Origin of the sequence: Lysinibacillus sp. ACHW1.5 (genome assembly GCF_022014815.1) — a bacterium.
In the GTDB taxonomy this organism is placed as follows: domain Bacteria; phylum Bacillota; class Bacilli; order Bacillales_A; family Planococcaceae; genus Lysinibacillus; species Lysinibacillus capsici.
Genome location: NZ_CP091777.1, coordinates 3,551,973 through 3,567,523, shown reverse-complemented (window position 1 = coordinate 3,567,523; position 15,551 = coordinate 3,551,973). Strand labels below are relative to the sequence as shown.

Annotated in this window: 16 protein-coding genes; 6 read left to right on the top strand and 10 right to left on the bottom strand. The window is 37.6% G+C overall.

Features of this window, described 5'->3' with window-relative positions; all coding sequences use genetic code 11:
* From L6W14_RS17935 to cysC, 3 genes are all read left to right on the top strand, one after another.
* Complete coding sequence (locus L6W14_RS17935) at nucleotides 1–1,065, top strand: sulfate permease (protein ID WP_131522552.1); 1,065 nt, start codon at nucleotides 1–3, stop codon at nucleotides 1,063–1,065.
* A gap of 70 nt (nucleotides 1,066–1,135) precedes the next feature.
* The gene (gene sat, locus L6W14_RS17930) at nucleotides 1,136–2,275 is read left to right on the top strand and encodes a sulfate adenylyltransferase (protein ID WP_237898560.1); all 1,140 of its coding nucleotides are present in this window, start codon (nucleotides 1,136–1,138) and stop codon (nucleotides 2,273–2,275) included.
* Complete coding sequence (gene cysC / locus L6W14_RS17925) at nucleotides 2,272–2,865, top strand: adenylyl-sulfate kinase (RefSeq protein WP_237898559.1); 594 nt, start codon at nucleotides 2,272–2,274, stop codon at nucleotides 2,863–2,865. Before sat ends, cysC begins: the two co-directional genes overlap by 4 nt.
* Before the next feature lie 44 nt (nucleotides 2,866–2,909).
* Here cysC and mnhG read toward each other — a convergent pair whose 3' ends face one another.
* Genes mnhG through L6W14_RS17890 form a run of 7 tightly spaced genes read right to left on the bottom strand, consistent with a single transcriptional unit; the run spans nucleotide 2,910 to nucleotide 8,668 of the window.
* Nucleotides 2,910–3,278 carry a monovalent cation/H(+) antiporter subunit G gene (gene mnhG / locus L6W14_RS17920; protein WP_131522555.1) on the bottom strand — a complete coding sequence of 123 codons (369 nt, stop codon included), beginning with the start codon at nucleotides 3,276–3,278 and terminating at the stop codon, nucleotides 2,910–2,912.
* Nucleotides 3,262–3,543 (bottom strand): Na(+)/H(+) antiporter subunit F1, encoded by a 282-nt coding sequence (locus L6W14_RS17915; RefSeq protein ID WP_131522556.1) that lies wholly within the window; start codon nucleotides 3,541–3,543, stop codon nucleotides 3,262–3,264. The genes mnhG and L6W14_RS17915 overlap by 17 nt, the downstream gene beginning before the upstream one ends.
* Nucleotides 3,540–4,019 (bottom strand): Na+/H+ antiporter subunit E, encoded by a 480-nt coding sequence (locus tag L6W14_RS17910; protein WP_131522557.1) that lies wholly within the window; start codon nucleotides 4,017–4,019, stop codon nucleotides 3,540–3,542. Before L6W14_RS17910 ends, L6W14_RS17915 begins: the two co-directional genes overlap by 4 nt.
* A gap of 4 nt (nucleotides 4,020–4,023) precedes the next feature.
* Nucleotides 4,024–5,511 (bottom strand): Na+/H+ antiporter subunit D, encoded by a 1,488-nt coding sequence (locus L6W14_RS17905; RefSeq protein ID WP_281115513.1) that lies wholly within the window; start codon nucleotides 5,509–5,511, stop codon nucleotides 4,024–4,026.
* Nucleotides 5,504–5,845, bottom strand: a complete 342-nt coding sequence (locus tag L6W14_RS17900) for a Na(+)/H(+) antiporter subunit C (protein ID WP_004228379.1) — start codon at nucleotides 5,843–5,845, stop codon at nucleotides 5,504–5,506. Before L6W14_RS17900 ends, L6W14_RS17905 begins: the two co-directional genes overlap by 8 nt.
* A complete protein-coding gene (locus L6W14_RS17895; RefSeq protein WP_004228380.1) occupies nucleotides 5,845–6,267 on the bottom strand; it encodes a Na(+)/H(+) antiporter subunit B in 423 nt (140 codons plus the stop codon). The genes L6W14_RS17900 and L6W14_RS17895 overlap by 1 nt, the downstream gene beginning before the upstream one ends.
* Nucleotides 6,254–8,668: a Na+/H+ antiporter subunit A gene (locus tag L6W14_RS17890; RefSeq protein ID WP_131522559.1), complete on the bottom strand. Its 2,415-nt coding sequence runs from the start codon at nucleotides 8,666–8,668 to the stop codon at nucleotides 6,254–6,256. Before L6W14_RS17890 ends, L6W14_RS17895 begins: the two co-directional genes overlap by 14 nt.
* A 155-nt stretch (nucleotides 8,669–8,823) precedes the next feature.
* On the opposite strand from L6W14_RS17890, the gene L6W14_RS17885 reads away from it, so the two are divergent.
* A complete protein-coding gene (locus L6W14_RS17885; protein WP_131522560.1) occupies nucleotides 8,824–9,387 on the top strand; it encodes a DUF5366 family protein in 564 nt (187 codons plus the stop codon).
* A 474-nt stretch (nucleotides 9,388–9,861) separates the two neighbouring features.
* Here L6W14_RS17885 and L6W14_RS17880 read toward each other — a convergent pair whose 3' ends face one another.
* Nucleotides 9,862–11,712 (bottom strand): transglycosylase domain-containing protein, encoded by a 1,851-nt coding sequence (locus L6W14_RS17880; RefSeq protein ID WP_237898556.1) that lies wholly within the window; start codon nucleotides 11,710–11,712, stop codon nucleotides 9,862–9,864.
* Nucleotides 11,713–11,949: 237 nt separating this feature from the next.
* Here L6W14_RS17880 and L6W14_RS17875 point away from each other — a divergent pair, with 237 nt between their 5' ends.
* Together L6W14_RS17875 and L6W14_RS17870 are read left to right on the top strand one after the other, a co-directional pair.
* Nucleotides 11,950–12,537, top strand: coding sequence for a peptidylprolyl isomerase (locus L6W14_RS17875; protein ID WP_004228389.1), 588 nt, complete (start codon nucleotides 11,950–11,952; stop codon nucleotides 12,535–12,537).
* Between the two features lie 22 nt (nucleotides 12,538–12,559).
* Nucleotides 12,560–12,772 carry a hypothetical protein gene (locus tag L6W14_RS17870; RefSeq protein WP_066038174.1) on the top strand — a complete coding sequence of 71 codons (213 nt, stop codon included), beginning with the start codon at nucleotides 12,560–12,562 and terminating at the stop codon, nucleotides 12,770–12,772.
* A gap of 59 nt (nucleotides 12,773–12,831) precedes the next feature.
* Here the strand turns inward: L6W14_RS17870 and L6W14_RS17865 are convergent, their stop codons facing one another.
* Nucleotides 12,832–14,250: a magnesium transporter CorA family protein gene (locus tag L6W14_RS17865; protein ID WP_237898554.1), complete on the bottom strand. Its 1,419-nt coding sequence runs from the start codon at nucleotides 14,248–14,250 to the stop codon at nucleotides 12,832–12,834.
* 110 nt (nucleotides 14,251–14,360) lie between these two features.
* Nucleotides 14,361–15,533: a MalY/PatB family protein gene (locus tag L6W14_RS17860; protein WP_237898552.1), complete on the bottom strand. Its 1,173-nt coding sequence runs from the start codon at nucleotides 15,531–15,533 to the stop codon at nucleotides 14,361–14,363.
* Between the last annotated feature and the right edge of the window lie 18 nt (nucleotides 15,534–15,551).

Genomic DNA, 15,551 nt, shown 5'->3' with positions numbered 1-15,551 from the left:
ATGCTTGAATATTTTGCAATAGCTATTAGTTTATTTTTTGCGATGAACATAGGAGCAAGTGGTGCAGCAGCCTCAATGGGTGTTGCTTATGGGGCAGGTGCCATCAAAAAAGCGTGGCAAGCATTGCTTTTATGCGCGATAGGCGTCTACAGTGGAGCTGTATTAGGCGGAGGAGAGGTAGTTAAAACGATAAGCTCAGGCATTATGCCCCAGGAATATATTACGGTAAAGGTTGTTATCATTATCTTGATTTCTGCGACAAGCTCGTTATTTTTCGCCAATCTTTTAGGCATTCCCTTATCAACGAGTGAAGTAACAGTGGGTGCTGTCGTGGGTGTAGGAATTGCCTATAAAGTACTATTCGTCAATTCGCTGCTTGTCATTATATCATTTTGGGTGATTGTACCGCTTGTTGCCTTTGTCATTGCTCTTGTCTGTGGAAAGTTATTATATAAGTTACAAAACACAGGGTTGCTGAAAGATCGACCAATTTTAACTGTTCTTCTCGTTTTAGCAGGATTTTTCGAAGCATTTTCAGCGGGGATGAATAATGTTGCCAATGCAGTTGGGCCGTTGGTGGGAGCAGGAATGATAGATGTGACAACGGGCATTGTGCTTGGCGGTGCATTTGTCGCAATAGGTGCTCTGCTACTTGGTAAACGAGTGCTTGAAACAAACGGTAAAAAAATAGTGCGCTTTCAAAAGGCAGAGGGCATTCTCATTTCAAGTACAGGTGCACTGCTTGTTGGCGTAAGCTCAATTTTTGGGCTTCCAGTACCCTTAACACAAGTCACTTCTTCATCCATCATTGGTATGGGGATGGCGAAAAACGGAAAGCAAATCTTCCATAAGCATATTGTGAAAAAAATTATACGTATTTGGGTTGTATCACCCATCTTTTCATTAGTCATTTCTTATTTTTTAGTGCAGTTATTTTTAGAAAAAGACCTTTATGCCATTATTTTAAATGGCAGCATTATTGTTGGGACGCTAGGGGTCATTAGTCTGATGCGTACGATGCGTGAAGAAGAGCAGTCTATCTATGATGCAGGGGAAGGCATTTAAATTGAATCATATCATCACTATCTTTTGACTACAAAACTTAGTATTTAACTAGAATTAGGAGGAGATTTTTATGAGTCTACAACCACATGGTGGACTACTTGTGCAAGCATTTAATCCGGAAAAAAAAATCACAACTATTCATAAGGAAATTGAGTTGGATGCAATTTCGTTGAGTGATTTAGAGCTAATTGCTATAGGGGGGTATAGCCCAATTGAAGGTTTTTTAACACAAGTAGACTATGAGTCAGTCGTGGCACAAAGTCGTTTAGCATCAGGTGTAGTATGGAGTATTCCGATTACATTACCTGTTACAAAAGAGAAAGCGTTCATTTTACAGCCTGGTGACGAGGTGAAGCTGGTTTATGGTGATGAAGTATATGGCGTTATTGAAGTAGCAGATATTTATGAGCCGAATAAACGAAAAGAGGCTTTACTTGTCTATGGAACAGAGGATTTAGCACATCCGGGCGTTCAAAAGCTTTTTGATCGTCCTGCCATTTATGTTGGAGGGAAAATTACGTTAATTAAACGTCTTACACAAAAGTTCCCTGCTTATTCATTTGACCCAATAGAAACGCGACAATTATTTGCTGACAAGGGATGGAAAACTATTGTTGGCTTCCAAACACGTAATCCAGTCCATAGGGCGCATGAATATATTCAAAAGGCAGCACTTGAAACGATTGATGGGTTATTTCTAAATCCACTTGTTGGAGAAACAAAGTCAGATGATGTGTCAGCTGCTATACGTATGGAGAGCTATGAGGTTTTATTAGAAAACTATTATCCTGAAAGTCGTGTACAATTAGGTATTTTTCCAGCCGCTATGCGGTATGCAGGACCAAAGGAAGCTATTTTCCATGCACTTGTTAGAAAAAATTATGGCTGTACGCATTTTATTGTTGGTCGTGATCATGCAGGTGTGGGTGATTATTATGGCACATATGATGCACAAAAGATTTTTGAACAGTTTACTGAAGATGAATTAGGAATTGTCCCACTGAAATTTGAGCATAGCTTTTATTGCCAGCAATGTGAAGGCATGGCGACGACAAAGACGTGTCCACATGATAGCTCTGCCCATGTCATTCTATCAGGAACGAAGGTACGTGAGATGCTACGAAATGGAGAAGTACCACCAAGTACATTCAGTCGTAAAGAAGTCGTAGACATTTTAATTAAAGGTATGAGTAAGGAGGTAGTGAAATGAGTTCAAACATTGTTTGGCATGAAGCCTCCATTACAAAAGACGAACGCCGTTCAAAAAATAAACATCAAAGCTTTATTTTATGGTTTACGGGTTTATCTGCTTCAGGAAAATCATCAGTGGCTAATGCATTTGCCCGTCGATTATTTGAAAGGAGCAATCAAGCCTTCGTATTAGATGGTGATAATGTGCGTCATGGCTTAAATAGTGACTTAGGATTCGATGAGGCAGGGCGCAAGGAAAATATTCGTCGAATAGGTGAAGTCTCAAAGTTATTTATAGAGAGCGGTCAAATTGTGCTAACGGCTTTTATTTCACCTTATCGAGAAGATCGTCAGGTAGTCCGTGAACTTGTAGAGGATGGTGAATTTTTAGAGGTCTTTGTAAAGTGTTCAGTAGAAACATGTGAAAAAAGAGATCCTAAAGGTTTGTATAAAAAAGCAAGGAATGCTGAAATTGCTAATTTTACAGGGATTAGCGCTCCATATGAAGAACCGATTAACCCAGAAGTTATTTTGGATACAGAACAGCATTCCATTGAAGAATGCGTGGAGCAACTGACAAATATTTTAACTGCCAAGGGATATATTTAACTAAAAAAATCTGCTCGATTTAGTAATCGGGCAGATTTTTACGTTTATTTTACACCTTGTTCCTTTTTCATTTTGTCAATTTCAGGACCTAGTTCATCACGTACGGTACCTTTCCATGGCTTAACACCAGCAATATAGGAAGAACGTGTCATAATGTGTCCACCAACAGGACCAGTAATAAAGAGGAAGAGTATCCCCAGTAAAATACGAGGGTTGAAATGATCTTCAATCAGCCAAAAGTGAAAGAATACACCAATTAGTACACACATGACGCCAAGTGTTGCACTTTTTGAAGCGGCATGTGCACGTGTATACAAATCGGGTAAGCGGACAAGTCCGATAGCTGTCACGACAATAAAGAGTACTCCAACAGTAATGAAAAAGATAACTAAGCTATTAGCGAGAATTGTCACGTTTGATGATATCTCCTTTCTCTATGAATTTAGAGAAAGCCATCGTACCGATAAACGATAAAATTGCTAGCAATAAAATGATTTCAAGAAAGAAGCTTGTTTCCACTAAAATCGAAAATAGTCCGATTAGGGAAATGAGTGAAACACCTAGTGAATCCAAAGCTACAACACGATCGGATGAGGAAGGACCTTTTACCATTCGATAAATGACCGCTATCATTGATAAGCAAATCACTACGATTACAGCAATAATAAATGTTGTCATGATTTACTCACCTCCAAAATCGCTTTTTCAAATGAATCTCGAATGGAAGCAATGGCTTCATCCACATCGTTAATATCAATGGCATGTACATACAATGTTTTCGCATCATCCGAAACATGCACTACCACTGTTCCTGGTGTTAAAGTAATAAGACTTGATAATAACGTAATTTCCCAGTCTTGTGTTAAAACAGTTGGATAAGCAAAAAAGGCTGGTTGCATGTCCAGTTTAGGCTTCAACACTACTTTCAACACTTGAACATTTGCTAAAATTAATTCTTTAAAGAACAACAACGTTAATTTTAGCAGAGCCCATAATCGATAGACATAAAGACGAGACTTGAAAAACCTCCGCATGAGAATAAGTAAAAGTATGCCCATTATGAATCCTATGATAAAACCAGTTGCTGTGTAATTAGAGGAAAGGAACATCCAGACAAAGGCAAGTACAAAATTTAAAATCATTTGAAATGCCATAGTGCTAATCCTCCTTCATCACAGCATCTATATAGATAGATGGATCATTTAATAGTTTTGCAGCATCATCCATAAATGGCGTAATCCATTCAGAACCCACACCATATGCGACTGTAATAAGTACTAAAAAGGCAGTAGGCATAAACAGCATTTTATAGGTAGATTTGTCGACGGTACCTTGTGTTTCTTTTTCCTCACCCCAAAAGGCATAAAGGAAAATACGAATCACGGATAGTAAAACAAGCAATGAAGATGCTAAAATGAAAATACTGCTCCACATACTTCCAGCCTCAAAGCCTCCCTGAACAATTAACAGCTTTCCAACAAACCCGCTAAGTGGTGGAATTCCAGCTAAGCCAAACGCTGCTATTAAATAACACCAACCCAGTGCAGGGTATTTTTTCATAAGTCCACCCATTTTACGCAAGTCAGATGTACCAGTAATGTAGATGACAATGCCGATTAACATAAAGAGTGCTGCCTTAATTAGCATATCGTGAATTAAATAAAACATAGCTCCTTTTAAAGAAGCCTCATTCATTTGAGAGACACCAAATAAAATGACACCTACTGCAATGACAATGTTATAGATAATAATGAGCTTTACATCAAAATAAGCGAGCGCCCCAATACAACCAGCCACAATTGTTGCAATAGCTAATGCCATTAGTAAATCATGCGTATAGGATAAATCATGTACAAAAAATAGTGTATAGGTACGTGTAATGGCATATACCCCAACCTTTGTGAGCAGTGCGCCGAATAGAGTTAAGACAGGTATCGGTGCTGCTGCATACGAAGTAGGAAGCCAAAAATATAATGGGAAAATAGCTGCTTTAAGTCCAAATACCATTAAAAATAGTACGGCAATAACAGTAATAATTCCTGGTTGATTAATTTCAGCAATTTTTACCGCAATATCAGCCATGTTTAATGTTCCTACTACAGAATATAAATAGGCAACGGTTATGACAAATAAGGCCGAAGAAATAACATTGATTAAAATATATTTAATAGACCCTTTCAGTTGCCCCTTCTCACCACCTAAAACAATGAGTAAATAGGAAGCCATTAACAATACTTCAAAGAACACAAATAAGTTAAAAATATCTCCTGTTGTAAAGGCACCATTGACCCCAGTTAAAATAAACATAATACCAGGGTAATAAAAGAAGCGTTCGCGTTCCTTCGTGATGGAACCGAAGCCATACCAAACAACAAATAGCGCAATGAGCAATGTCGTTGTAACGAGCAATGCAGACACCATATCAGATACCATTGTAATACCGTAAGGAACAGGCCAATTTCCAAATGTGACCTTTTGAATACCATCTTCTTTCACTGTTAAAAGCAGAGAGAGGGCAGAGAGGAGGGCTAGTCCAATCCCAAGTAATGAAAATGATCGCTGATAAGTTAGATTTTTTTGTCCAAACATTAAAATCATACCGAAGAAAAACGGGATGATAATGGGTAATAGTAGGAAGTTATTCATCCTCATCACTTCCTCTCATTAAGCTAATATCATCCGTGTTAAGCTCTTGATAGGAACGGTAGGCAAGTACAAGGAAGAATGCTGTCACCCCAAAGCTTATAACAATTGCAGTTAAAATAAGTGCTTGGGGTAAGGGATCAGCAAATGTTTTGGCTCCTTCGTTTAAGACGGGTGGAGCTTCACCACCAAGACCACCCATTGTTAAGATGAGTAGATGAGCACCATGACTTAACAGACCTGTTCCAATAATAATGCGCAATAAACTTTTTGATAAGATTAAATAGACCGCTGCCATAAAGAGAAAGCCGATCACAAAGGCCATAATTATTTCCATTATTCATCCTCTCCAATCGTTTGAATAATGGTCATCGTAACGCCGACAACAACCAAATAGACCCCGCTATCAAAAAGCATAGCCGTGTGTAATGACTGTTTGCCTAGAAGCGGTAAATCGAAATAATCAAAGAAATGTGTGAAAAACGGTTTGCCCACAAACATTGGGTATGCCGCAGTAGCAAGGGCTAATAGTAAGCCAATGGCTGTTAAATACGTGTAATTAATAGGTAGAATATGGCGGACTGTGTTGATATCATAGGCTAACACTAAAAGAACAAGTGCACTTGATGTTAACAGCCCCCCAACAAAGCCTCCACCAGGCGTATAGTGACCAGCTAAAAAAATATGAATGGAGAAGAAGAAAATAATGAAAAATACAATTTTAGCTGTAAATTGTATTATCACATCATTTGTTTTCATGAGTGTTCTCCTTTCTATTCATACGTAACTTAATCATAGCTAAGATGCCCATGCCAGCTATGCCGAGTACTGTAATTTCAAACAATGTATCGAAACCACGATAGTCTACTAAAATTACGTTTACAATATTTCCACCACCAGCTAATGAATAGACGGTTTCCTCGTAGTACTTAGCAATAGAGGGAATTAGTTTTTGAGAATGAGCTGATAGCGCAACAAGTGTTACCATCACACCAACTGCAACTGAAACAATGGCACGATTTAACTGGAACCTCATTCGCTCCTCTCGTTTACCAAGCTTAGGTAGATGGTAAAATGCTAATAAAAATAGTGCAACTGAAATCGTTTCAATAACGAGCTGGGTCAGCGCTAAATCAGGTGCGTTAAAAATGACAAAGAATAAGGCGACTGTATAGCCAACAGTACCAAGCCCAATAATGGCCGTTAATCGCGATTTTGCCAAGATGGTGATGCCAGTACCAATTAATAAGACAATGATCAAGATAATTTCGTATAGATTAATTGGGGAGGCTCCTTGGAATGAAATATTAAATGCATCTTTCACGAATAGAGAGCCGATAACAATAATAGTAATTCCGCTAAACATATAGAGTAAATAGTGACGCATAGAACCTGTCATATAGCGTCGAGATATACGATTTAAGCCAACATCTAATCCCTGCATGATTTTGTCATAGGCATTGTTTAATGTTAACGCTTGCGGGAATCGTTGATACATCCCTTGCCATTTTGGTAAGGCAACAAATAACAATACCCCTACAATTATAATTCCAATAGTCATCAGTAGCTCAGGAGTGATCTTACCATGCCAAGCTGATACATGAATATCAACAGCTTGAGGCGAATCATACAAAAATGGCTGTATCGCTTGAACGGCTGGTTTTACAAAGATATTACCGATAATGTTTGGAATAAAGAAGATTGTCACAACTAAAGTCCCTAAAAGAATAGGTGAAATTAGCATACCAATCGGCGCCTCATGTGGTTTATGAGGTAACTGCTCTGGTTTGTAATTCCCATTAAATGTTCGGAAAACAAAATAGAAGCTATAGATAAATGTAAAAATACTAGCAATCCACGCAACAATAGGGAAGAGTGCTCCCCATGTTTCAAAGCCAAATAATTCAAACTTCTGAAGTGCAAGCATGGCTGTTAAAAACATTTCTTTACTTAAGAAGCCATTAAATGGCGGAAGACCAGCCATTGATAAACTTCCTATTGCAGCCACGGTAAAACTAATTGGCATAATACTCATTAAGCCACCGAGTTTACGAATATCTCTAGTTCCTGTTTCATGATCCACAATGCCTGCAATCATGAAGAGACTACCTTTAAATGTGGCATGATTAATAAGGTGGAAAATGGCAGCAAATGCAGCAAACTTAATGGTATCGACTGAGCCATTTGCATGAAAAGCAACAGCACTTGCCCCAAGTAGTGACATAATAAGCCCAAGCTGACTGACTGTAGAGAATGCTAGAATGCCTTTTAAATCAGTTTGCTTCACTGCAAAGAAGGAACCCCAGAATAAAGTTAAGATACCTACACCTGTTACAAGCCACACCCAAAGCTCAGAGGCTGCAAAAATCGGCGTAAATCGTGCAACTAAATAGATACCTGCTTTGACCATTGTTGCTGAGTGAAGGTATGCACTTACTGGTGTTGGCGCCTCCATGGCATCTGGTAACCAAATGTAGAATGGGAATTGCGCGGATTTTGTAAATGCTCCCAAGAGTAATAGGACAAGTGACCAAGTGAATAAAGGCTGATCTACTAAATTTGGTGCCATGACAATCAATTCTCGAATAGAATAGGTTCCTCCCATTAAATAAAGAAGAACGAAGCCACCTAGCATCATTAAGCCGCCGCCAACTGTAATCATCATAGACTTTAATGCGCCGAAGCGTGAGGCATCCCGATTATACCAATAGCCGATGAGTAAAAATGATGATATGGATGTTAGCTCCCAGAAGAAATAGAGTGTAATTAAATGATCTGACTGTACTACTCCCAGCATGGCTGACATAAATAACAGTAGGTAAACATAAAAGTTATGTAATTTTTCTTTATGTTTATCTAAGTAAAAAATGGAGTAAAGCACAACTAACGAGCCAATTCCAGTAATGAGTAATGAGAATAATAAGCTAAGTCCATCTAAATATGAGATGATGGAAATATCAAGCGATGGAATCCAAGGTAGCTCTGCAGTAAATACTTCACCTTTAGCAACTTGAGCAATATATGTTGCATAAATAACAGCAAGCGTAACAGGTACAGCAAGAACAAACCAACCTGTGTGAATATTATTCATGCGTTTATATAAAAATGGCACTAATATTGCAACAAGCATTGGAATAAAAATATAAAGTACTTGTAACAAAAAAACCCTCCTTTATGCAGGTAAGTAAATCAATTATAACGTACTTTAATTGGGAATGCATATGTACTATTGGGATTTAGCTTGCGGTCGTTGGAGAATTTTCGTTATATTATAAATAGGAAGTTATCAATAAAAATAGAGGAAAAAAATTTTTTATGAAGAACCCATATATCTATGGTTATCTACCATTAATTACAATTTTATTGTTTAGTTTGACATTTGGGATGTATGCTGTTGGTAAATCATTACAGATTTTTCAAGCCATCGGTGTATATTCAGGAATGCGAGAGTTTTTATCAGATTTTGAATTACGTGTATTTCTACTCATCGTCTTTGCCATTGTTTTTTTTATGTTATTTTCTGCCCTTAAACTTGTAGGCGAAACCATTCATGAGGTAGGAATGCTGTTCTTTTCAAAGGACAACGAAGGAGCCACAGTTAGTCAGGCTCGAGGTGGCTATATTATTTTATTTGTAGGTGCTATGTGTTCTGCATTTGCCATCCAATTTATTTATGTTTTAATAGGTATTTTTGTCATAACGATATTTACCTACTTTGTTTATCTGATTTATAAAATGAGTCATTTTATATCAATGGGCGGCACAATCGGTCTATTAATCTTTGAGCTTTTTATGTGGACGATTCTTTTAACATTAGTTGTTTATGTCGTATTAAAGCTATATAATGGCATTTTGGCAAGTCTGCCGTTTGCAAATTAATACATACTATTAAAATGGTGATGTTAATAGTAGAAAAAGCGAGGGATTGATTTCCGTTCCGCCAGCGTCCCATCTGTGACGCTAAATCCCTAGGAGTGAAGCTGGCTCCTCTCCAATCAACCAGGTGCAAAATTGCCTTTTCCTTATTTTTTACTAGCTGCATAAACAAAATAACCCATTTTTTGTATAATTAGAGAGAGGGTAGGCTCTTATTTTCAATGTTGAGAAGCGATGAGTGAGACCCACCCTCCATAGAGAATAGTGAACACTTTCACTTTATTTGAAAACTGTTGCTAAAAAGCTAACCTTTTTAAGGGTTAGAGTAGAAGGCTTTTGATGCTCGCCCATAGGAAAGCAAGTAGCCTGAAACGGAAAACCATTTACATCTTTCATAAAAATTTTATGGATGGTTTTGTTTTTTAACACGTTGAAAAGGTAGTAGTCGATTGAGACTACTACCTTTTGCATGTTTCACTACTCAAGCAAAACATTAAATAATTGGTGATGGATTTTGTACTCTTCTAATTGCTGCATCGATTGAGGTTTATCATACCCTAGCCATACAGCAGCAGTATATTCATTATTGAGTCCAGCAAGCCAGTAGTCACGATAGTCATTCGTTGTCCCTGTTTTTGCACCAACGTAGCTGCTGTTACTATAGACACCTTGACCCGTACCGTTTGCTACAACATCTGCAAGGAGTTCACGCATGTATTTTACTGTTTTCGGAGACCAAATTTGATCACGCTGTGTATCCCAACTATAAAGCTCTGTTCCATCTAATGCTGTGACTTTGCGAATACTATGAGCAAGTACATAAGAGCCATCAATAAAGCTAGTATAAGCATCTGCTAGTTCTAATGCTGTTACACCATAGGTTAGTCCTCCTAATGATGCGGCATAATTATAATCTTTCTCTACAATCGAGCGGAAGTGAAAGCGATTAAGATAATGAAAGGCTGTCTCGACGCCAACGGTTTGAAAGAGACGAAGTGCAGATGTATTATAGCTATGTCGAAAAGCAGTACGAATTGACACATCACCATACGTATAGCCCCCATAGTTTTGTGGGCAAAACGAGCCCACACAATAACGCCCACCATTGACAATCGAATCAGGTGTATGAGATGTTGTTTCGAAGAATGGTGCATAGACTGCCAGAGGCTTAAAAGCTGAACCTGGCTGACGTGTTCCTTGGAATGCACGATGGAAATCAAATTTTTCATAATTCTTTCCTGCATACAGACTGACTATTTCTCTTGATTGGTTTTCAATGGCTGCACCTGCTGCTTGGAATGGGCTAGTACCTAAAATAGCTGACATTTTTTCCTCATCATGCTGCTGTTTAGTAGGATCAAGCGCTGTGTGAATGATGAGTCCATTTTGAAATAATGTATTGAGTCGATTGTCTAATTGTGCTTTAATTTTTTTCTTTTCTTCCTCATTCTCTGTTAAGCTTAGTCGATCCGCATAACCTTCTTTTTCTGCAATAAGCCATTTTAGCTCTTGAAGAACATAAGTGCTATACATTGGATAACTTTGAATTTTATCTTTCACATTTAATGTAATGGGATCAGCCTTATAGTTTTTTGCCTCTTCCTCTGTAATAGCTTCATTTGCTGCAAGGGTATCTAACAAACGCTCCTGCCTTGCTTTAGTTTGATCATAATTCTTTAAAGGATTATAAAGGGAAGGGTTATTTGGGATGGCAGCAATGAAAGCTATTTCAGCTATGGATAATTCTTGGAGTGGCTTTTGAAAATAATAGGTGGCTGCTCCGCCAATGCCATAAACTTGATTGCTGAAATAGGACTCATTTAGGTACATCGTTAAAATGGCTTCTTTATCAAATTCTTTTTCTAATTCATAGGCATAAAAAAGCTCTGTTAATTTCCGTTCATATGTTTTTTCCTCAGATAAATAACGCATCCGGACAAGCTGCTGCGTAATTGTACTACCTCCTTGAGAGGTTGTGTTGCTATTTGAATTGGCTACAACTGCACGAATAATAGCACTTAAATCAAAGCCAATATGCGTATAAAAATCAGCATCCTCACTAGTAATGAATATTTCCTGGGCAATTTGTGGAATTTCTTGTAAACTTAGTGGCTGCCGCCATTCGACATATTCCTCACTAAAAGTTTGCCCATTTCGATCAATAAGGGTAACAGGTAGTTGGGCCTCTACCTCGGGTAAATGTATTGCATTAGTCATTTGTTCCTCATGTGCTTGTGCAATATTGATTTCTGTTTTAATGTTTGAGCTAATCCACCATAAAGCAGGAAGGGATAGAGCTATAATAAAAAAACCAAAAGCCTTTTTCATGTGTGCCTCCACTCTTTCTATAAATCCTTCATCAGAATAACATATTTTGGATTGATTCCAAATACTCGCTCAGACCTATTTACATAGTTTTAAACATGAATAGTAAAAGTGCAAAAATCGTCAATACTTAGAGGGAGAAAACCAGTAGGAAGTATGTTAGACTAAAATGAGGTCAGAAAAGGTGCAAGGGCATCTTTTTCATTGAAACTGAAATTTATCATTAAAGGAGAGACTTCCATGTTTCCACAGTTAACAACAGACGTACAAGCAGGCGAAGTGCTTGTAGAAATGAACACAACATTAGGTGCTATCAAAATTAAATTATTCCCTGAGCACGCACCGAAAACGGTTGAGAATTTTTTAGGTCATGCTAAATCAGGCTACTATAACGGCATTATTTTCCACCGTGTTATTCAAGACTTCATGATTCAAGGCGGCGACCCAACTGGTACTGGAATGGGCGGAGAATCAATTTGGGGTAATTCCTTTGAAGATGAGTTCTCAGAGCAATTGTTTAACCTACGTGGCGCGCTTTCAATGGCAAATGCAGGACCAAACACAAATGGTTCTCAATTCTTTATTGTACAAATGAAGCACCTTCCAAGTGATATGCTTCGCCAATTACAAGGAGCGGGCTTCCCTGAAGAGATCATCGAAGCTTATGCTCAAAACGGTGGTACACCTTGGTTAGACCATAAACACACAGTATTCGGTCATGTAGTAGAAGGTATGGACATTGTGGATAAAATTGCAGATGTGGAAAAAGATTTCCGTGACAAACCATTAGAAGATGTGAAAATTGAGTCAATTACAGTCTTTGAATAATACGTATAAGGACGTGTAGAACATGCAGAACTTTATGTATCAATTTTTATATTTCCCAGAAGACAAATCAGGTTATATTCCAGCAGCATTTGAATTTTTAATTATGCTTATTCTATGTATTATCGTGTTTACGCTTTTCAGAAAAATTTCTAAGAAACAAGAATTAAAATCAAAAGAAATTGAAGCACGTATTTTAGCAGAAAAGAAAAACACAAACAATCAACAGAATGTCTAATAAAAAGAATCTGCTTGCCACAGAGGGCGAGCAGATTCTTTTTTATTGTATCAATTTTTTTAAAAGCGTCGAATAGTATTTTGCAGGGCCTTGATGGCAGTGAAACAAACCAGTACAAGTGACAAGCCAATCCCACTCAATGCAGTAATAAAGGCTACCCATTCAAAGAGTGTATAACTACCGATGCTATCGAAATCACTGCTATCTTTCCACCCTTCAATGACTAAGTTCATCCCATAAATGCCCGATACCACAGTAAAGACTGTTAAAATAAATAGTAAATTATTACTTCGATTATCGGATTGATCTTCCTGTGTTCGATACAAACTATTCAATGTTTCTTTCGTTTCTACATAATGTTCATTTATACGGAAGTACTTTCGTAGCAATTGAGCAATTTCTCTGCCTTCTGTTCGTACGATAACTTCTTCAAAATAATAGCGTGCAGAAAACTTTGTAATCAGCTCGATTAGTTCATTGACAATCTGTTTATCTTTGCCCCACTTTATTTCACTATACTCATAGGAAAGCTTTAAGAGCATCATTTTATAAAAATAATGAATGAACAAATTATAATAGTGCGTACCCATAAATTCTTGAATACTATGTGTACATTTGGCAAACGGCCTATTTGTAATCGTTATTTGTGCTTGTGAGGAGGTGATAATATAACTGTTAGGAGCCCAGCGTTTATGGGCATGCTCTTGTACATAATTAGAGATATATGAAGGATTAGTGCTAGAAATAAAGGGTTTGCCAGCAGGTGTCCTACCGTCTACTTGTCCTAAGCGAAATAAATGCTCAGGTATAATTTTAGCTTCTTCCTCTGCCATTAAATAAGCTGAGGCAAACATTCGCTCATCTTCAAAGAAAGGTAAGCCTTCGTAGCTATGGTCTTGTTGATGTAATAGAAAAGGTTTTAAAAAAGGTATAAAATACTTAAATAATAATTCACTCGTAGAAGAACAATGACCAAATGAAAAATGATGACTTGCACCTTTCTCCTCTCTTAGTTTAGCCTCTAATACTCTAAAATAGTGGATAAAATTTAAAATATCACTTAGATCATGTGATTGATCTGTAATATTTGTTCTTACTGTTATAATCCCATTCCCAAAAGGACATAGTGTCACATCAATACTCATCACTTCGTAATCATATTTGATTTGACTTTCTTGCAGATGTAAGGCGCCTTGTGTATAAAAAGCTTTCGAAAAACGAATAAAGTCAGGGTTATTCATTTCGTTTGGAAATAATTTATCCTCCAAAAAAGGATAGAAAAATTGGGCAAGTTCCTCATGTATAATCGTCATATCACCATAAAAAGCGTCTTCAAGAGATGTATTGTTTAAGGTGAAAAAGAAAAAGCCCTCGTTTAGTAGTATATCACTGATTTTTTGACGATTTTTTTCGGAATAGGCGAAGGGGAATAGGAATGTCATATAAGCACGTTTAATCGTTAATGGGACAATGTCCATGTAAAATCACCTCTTTATAAATCCGATTGATAAGAACCTTTTCCACAAAATTTTGTTTTTAAACATAGAAAAAGGATAGCTCTAAGGGGAGAGATATCCTTTCAATCATTTTATTGCGCAAAGACCTTTTTAAAACGCTCGACTCCATCTTTCACAGTATCAAATGAACAAGCAACATTCATACGTAGGAAGCCACGACCTTCTTCTCCGTATTTTGTCCCTGGTTCTAGAGCTAGCTTCCCGATTTCAAGTAAGCGGTTCATGATCTCCTTCTCTTCAAGCGCTAGTTCTCGGTAATCAATCCAGATTAAATAAGTGGATTGAGGAATCGTAACACGAATACCTGGAATCTGCTCTAACTCCGTTTTCACATAATCCATGTTGGCAGAAATATAAGGAAGTAATTCATGTAACCAAGGAGCCCCTTCTGTGTATGCTGCATGAAGGGCAACAGAGGCAAATGTATTTAATGAGCCTTGACCACTTGCCATATTGATGGCCTCTAGCTTCAAGCGTTTTTCCTTATCTGTTACGATCATATATGAAACTTGAATTCCTGCTAAGTTAAATGTTTTAGTAGGAGCCATACACGTAACAATGCGATTGATTTCATCACCTGCAACTTTAGCTAAAGGAATATGTTTATCCCCATTAATCATTAAATCAGCATGGATTTCATCAGAAATAATGATGACATCATATTTAGCACAAAGTCGTACAATTTCCTTTAAAGTAGCTTCATCCCATACATAGCCTCCTGGATTATGTGGGTTACATAGTATGTAGGCTTTCACATCTTGAGCTAAAGACTGCTCGAAGGATTCAAAATCATAGACAAACAATCCATCTTTTTCAATTAATGGACAGCTCACAACTTCACGACCATTACTTTTTGGTATGTTAAAGAATGGCGGATAAACTGGTGGTGAAATGAGTACTTTGTCACCAGGGTTAGTTAGGGCAACAACGCTGTTAGCTAATGCAGCCACCACACCATTACAGAATAGGATAGCTTCTTTCTCAATGTGCCAGTCATGGCGAGTACTTTGCCAGTCTACAATGGATTGAATCGCTTCCTCACTCATATAACTATAGCCAAAAATAGTATGTTCAGCATGTTGTTGTAGAGCCTTTGAAACGGCTGTTGGAGCCGCAAAATCCATATCGGCTACCCACATAGGTAAGATATCTGAGGCATCGTTTAGGCCATAAACCTTTTCCATTGCGTCCCATTTGACAGAGTTTGTACATCGACGTTTGATAGTTTGATCAAAAATAGACAAGTAAATCACTCTTTTCTT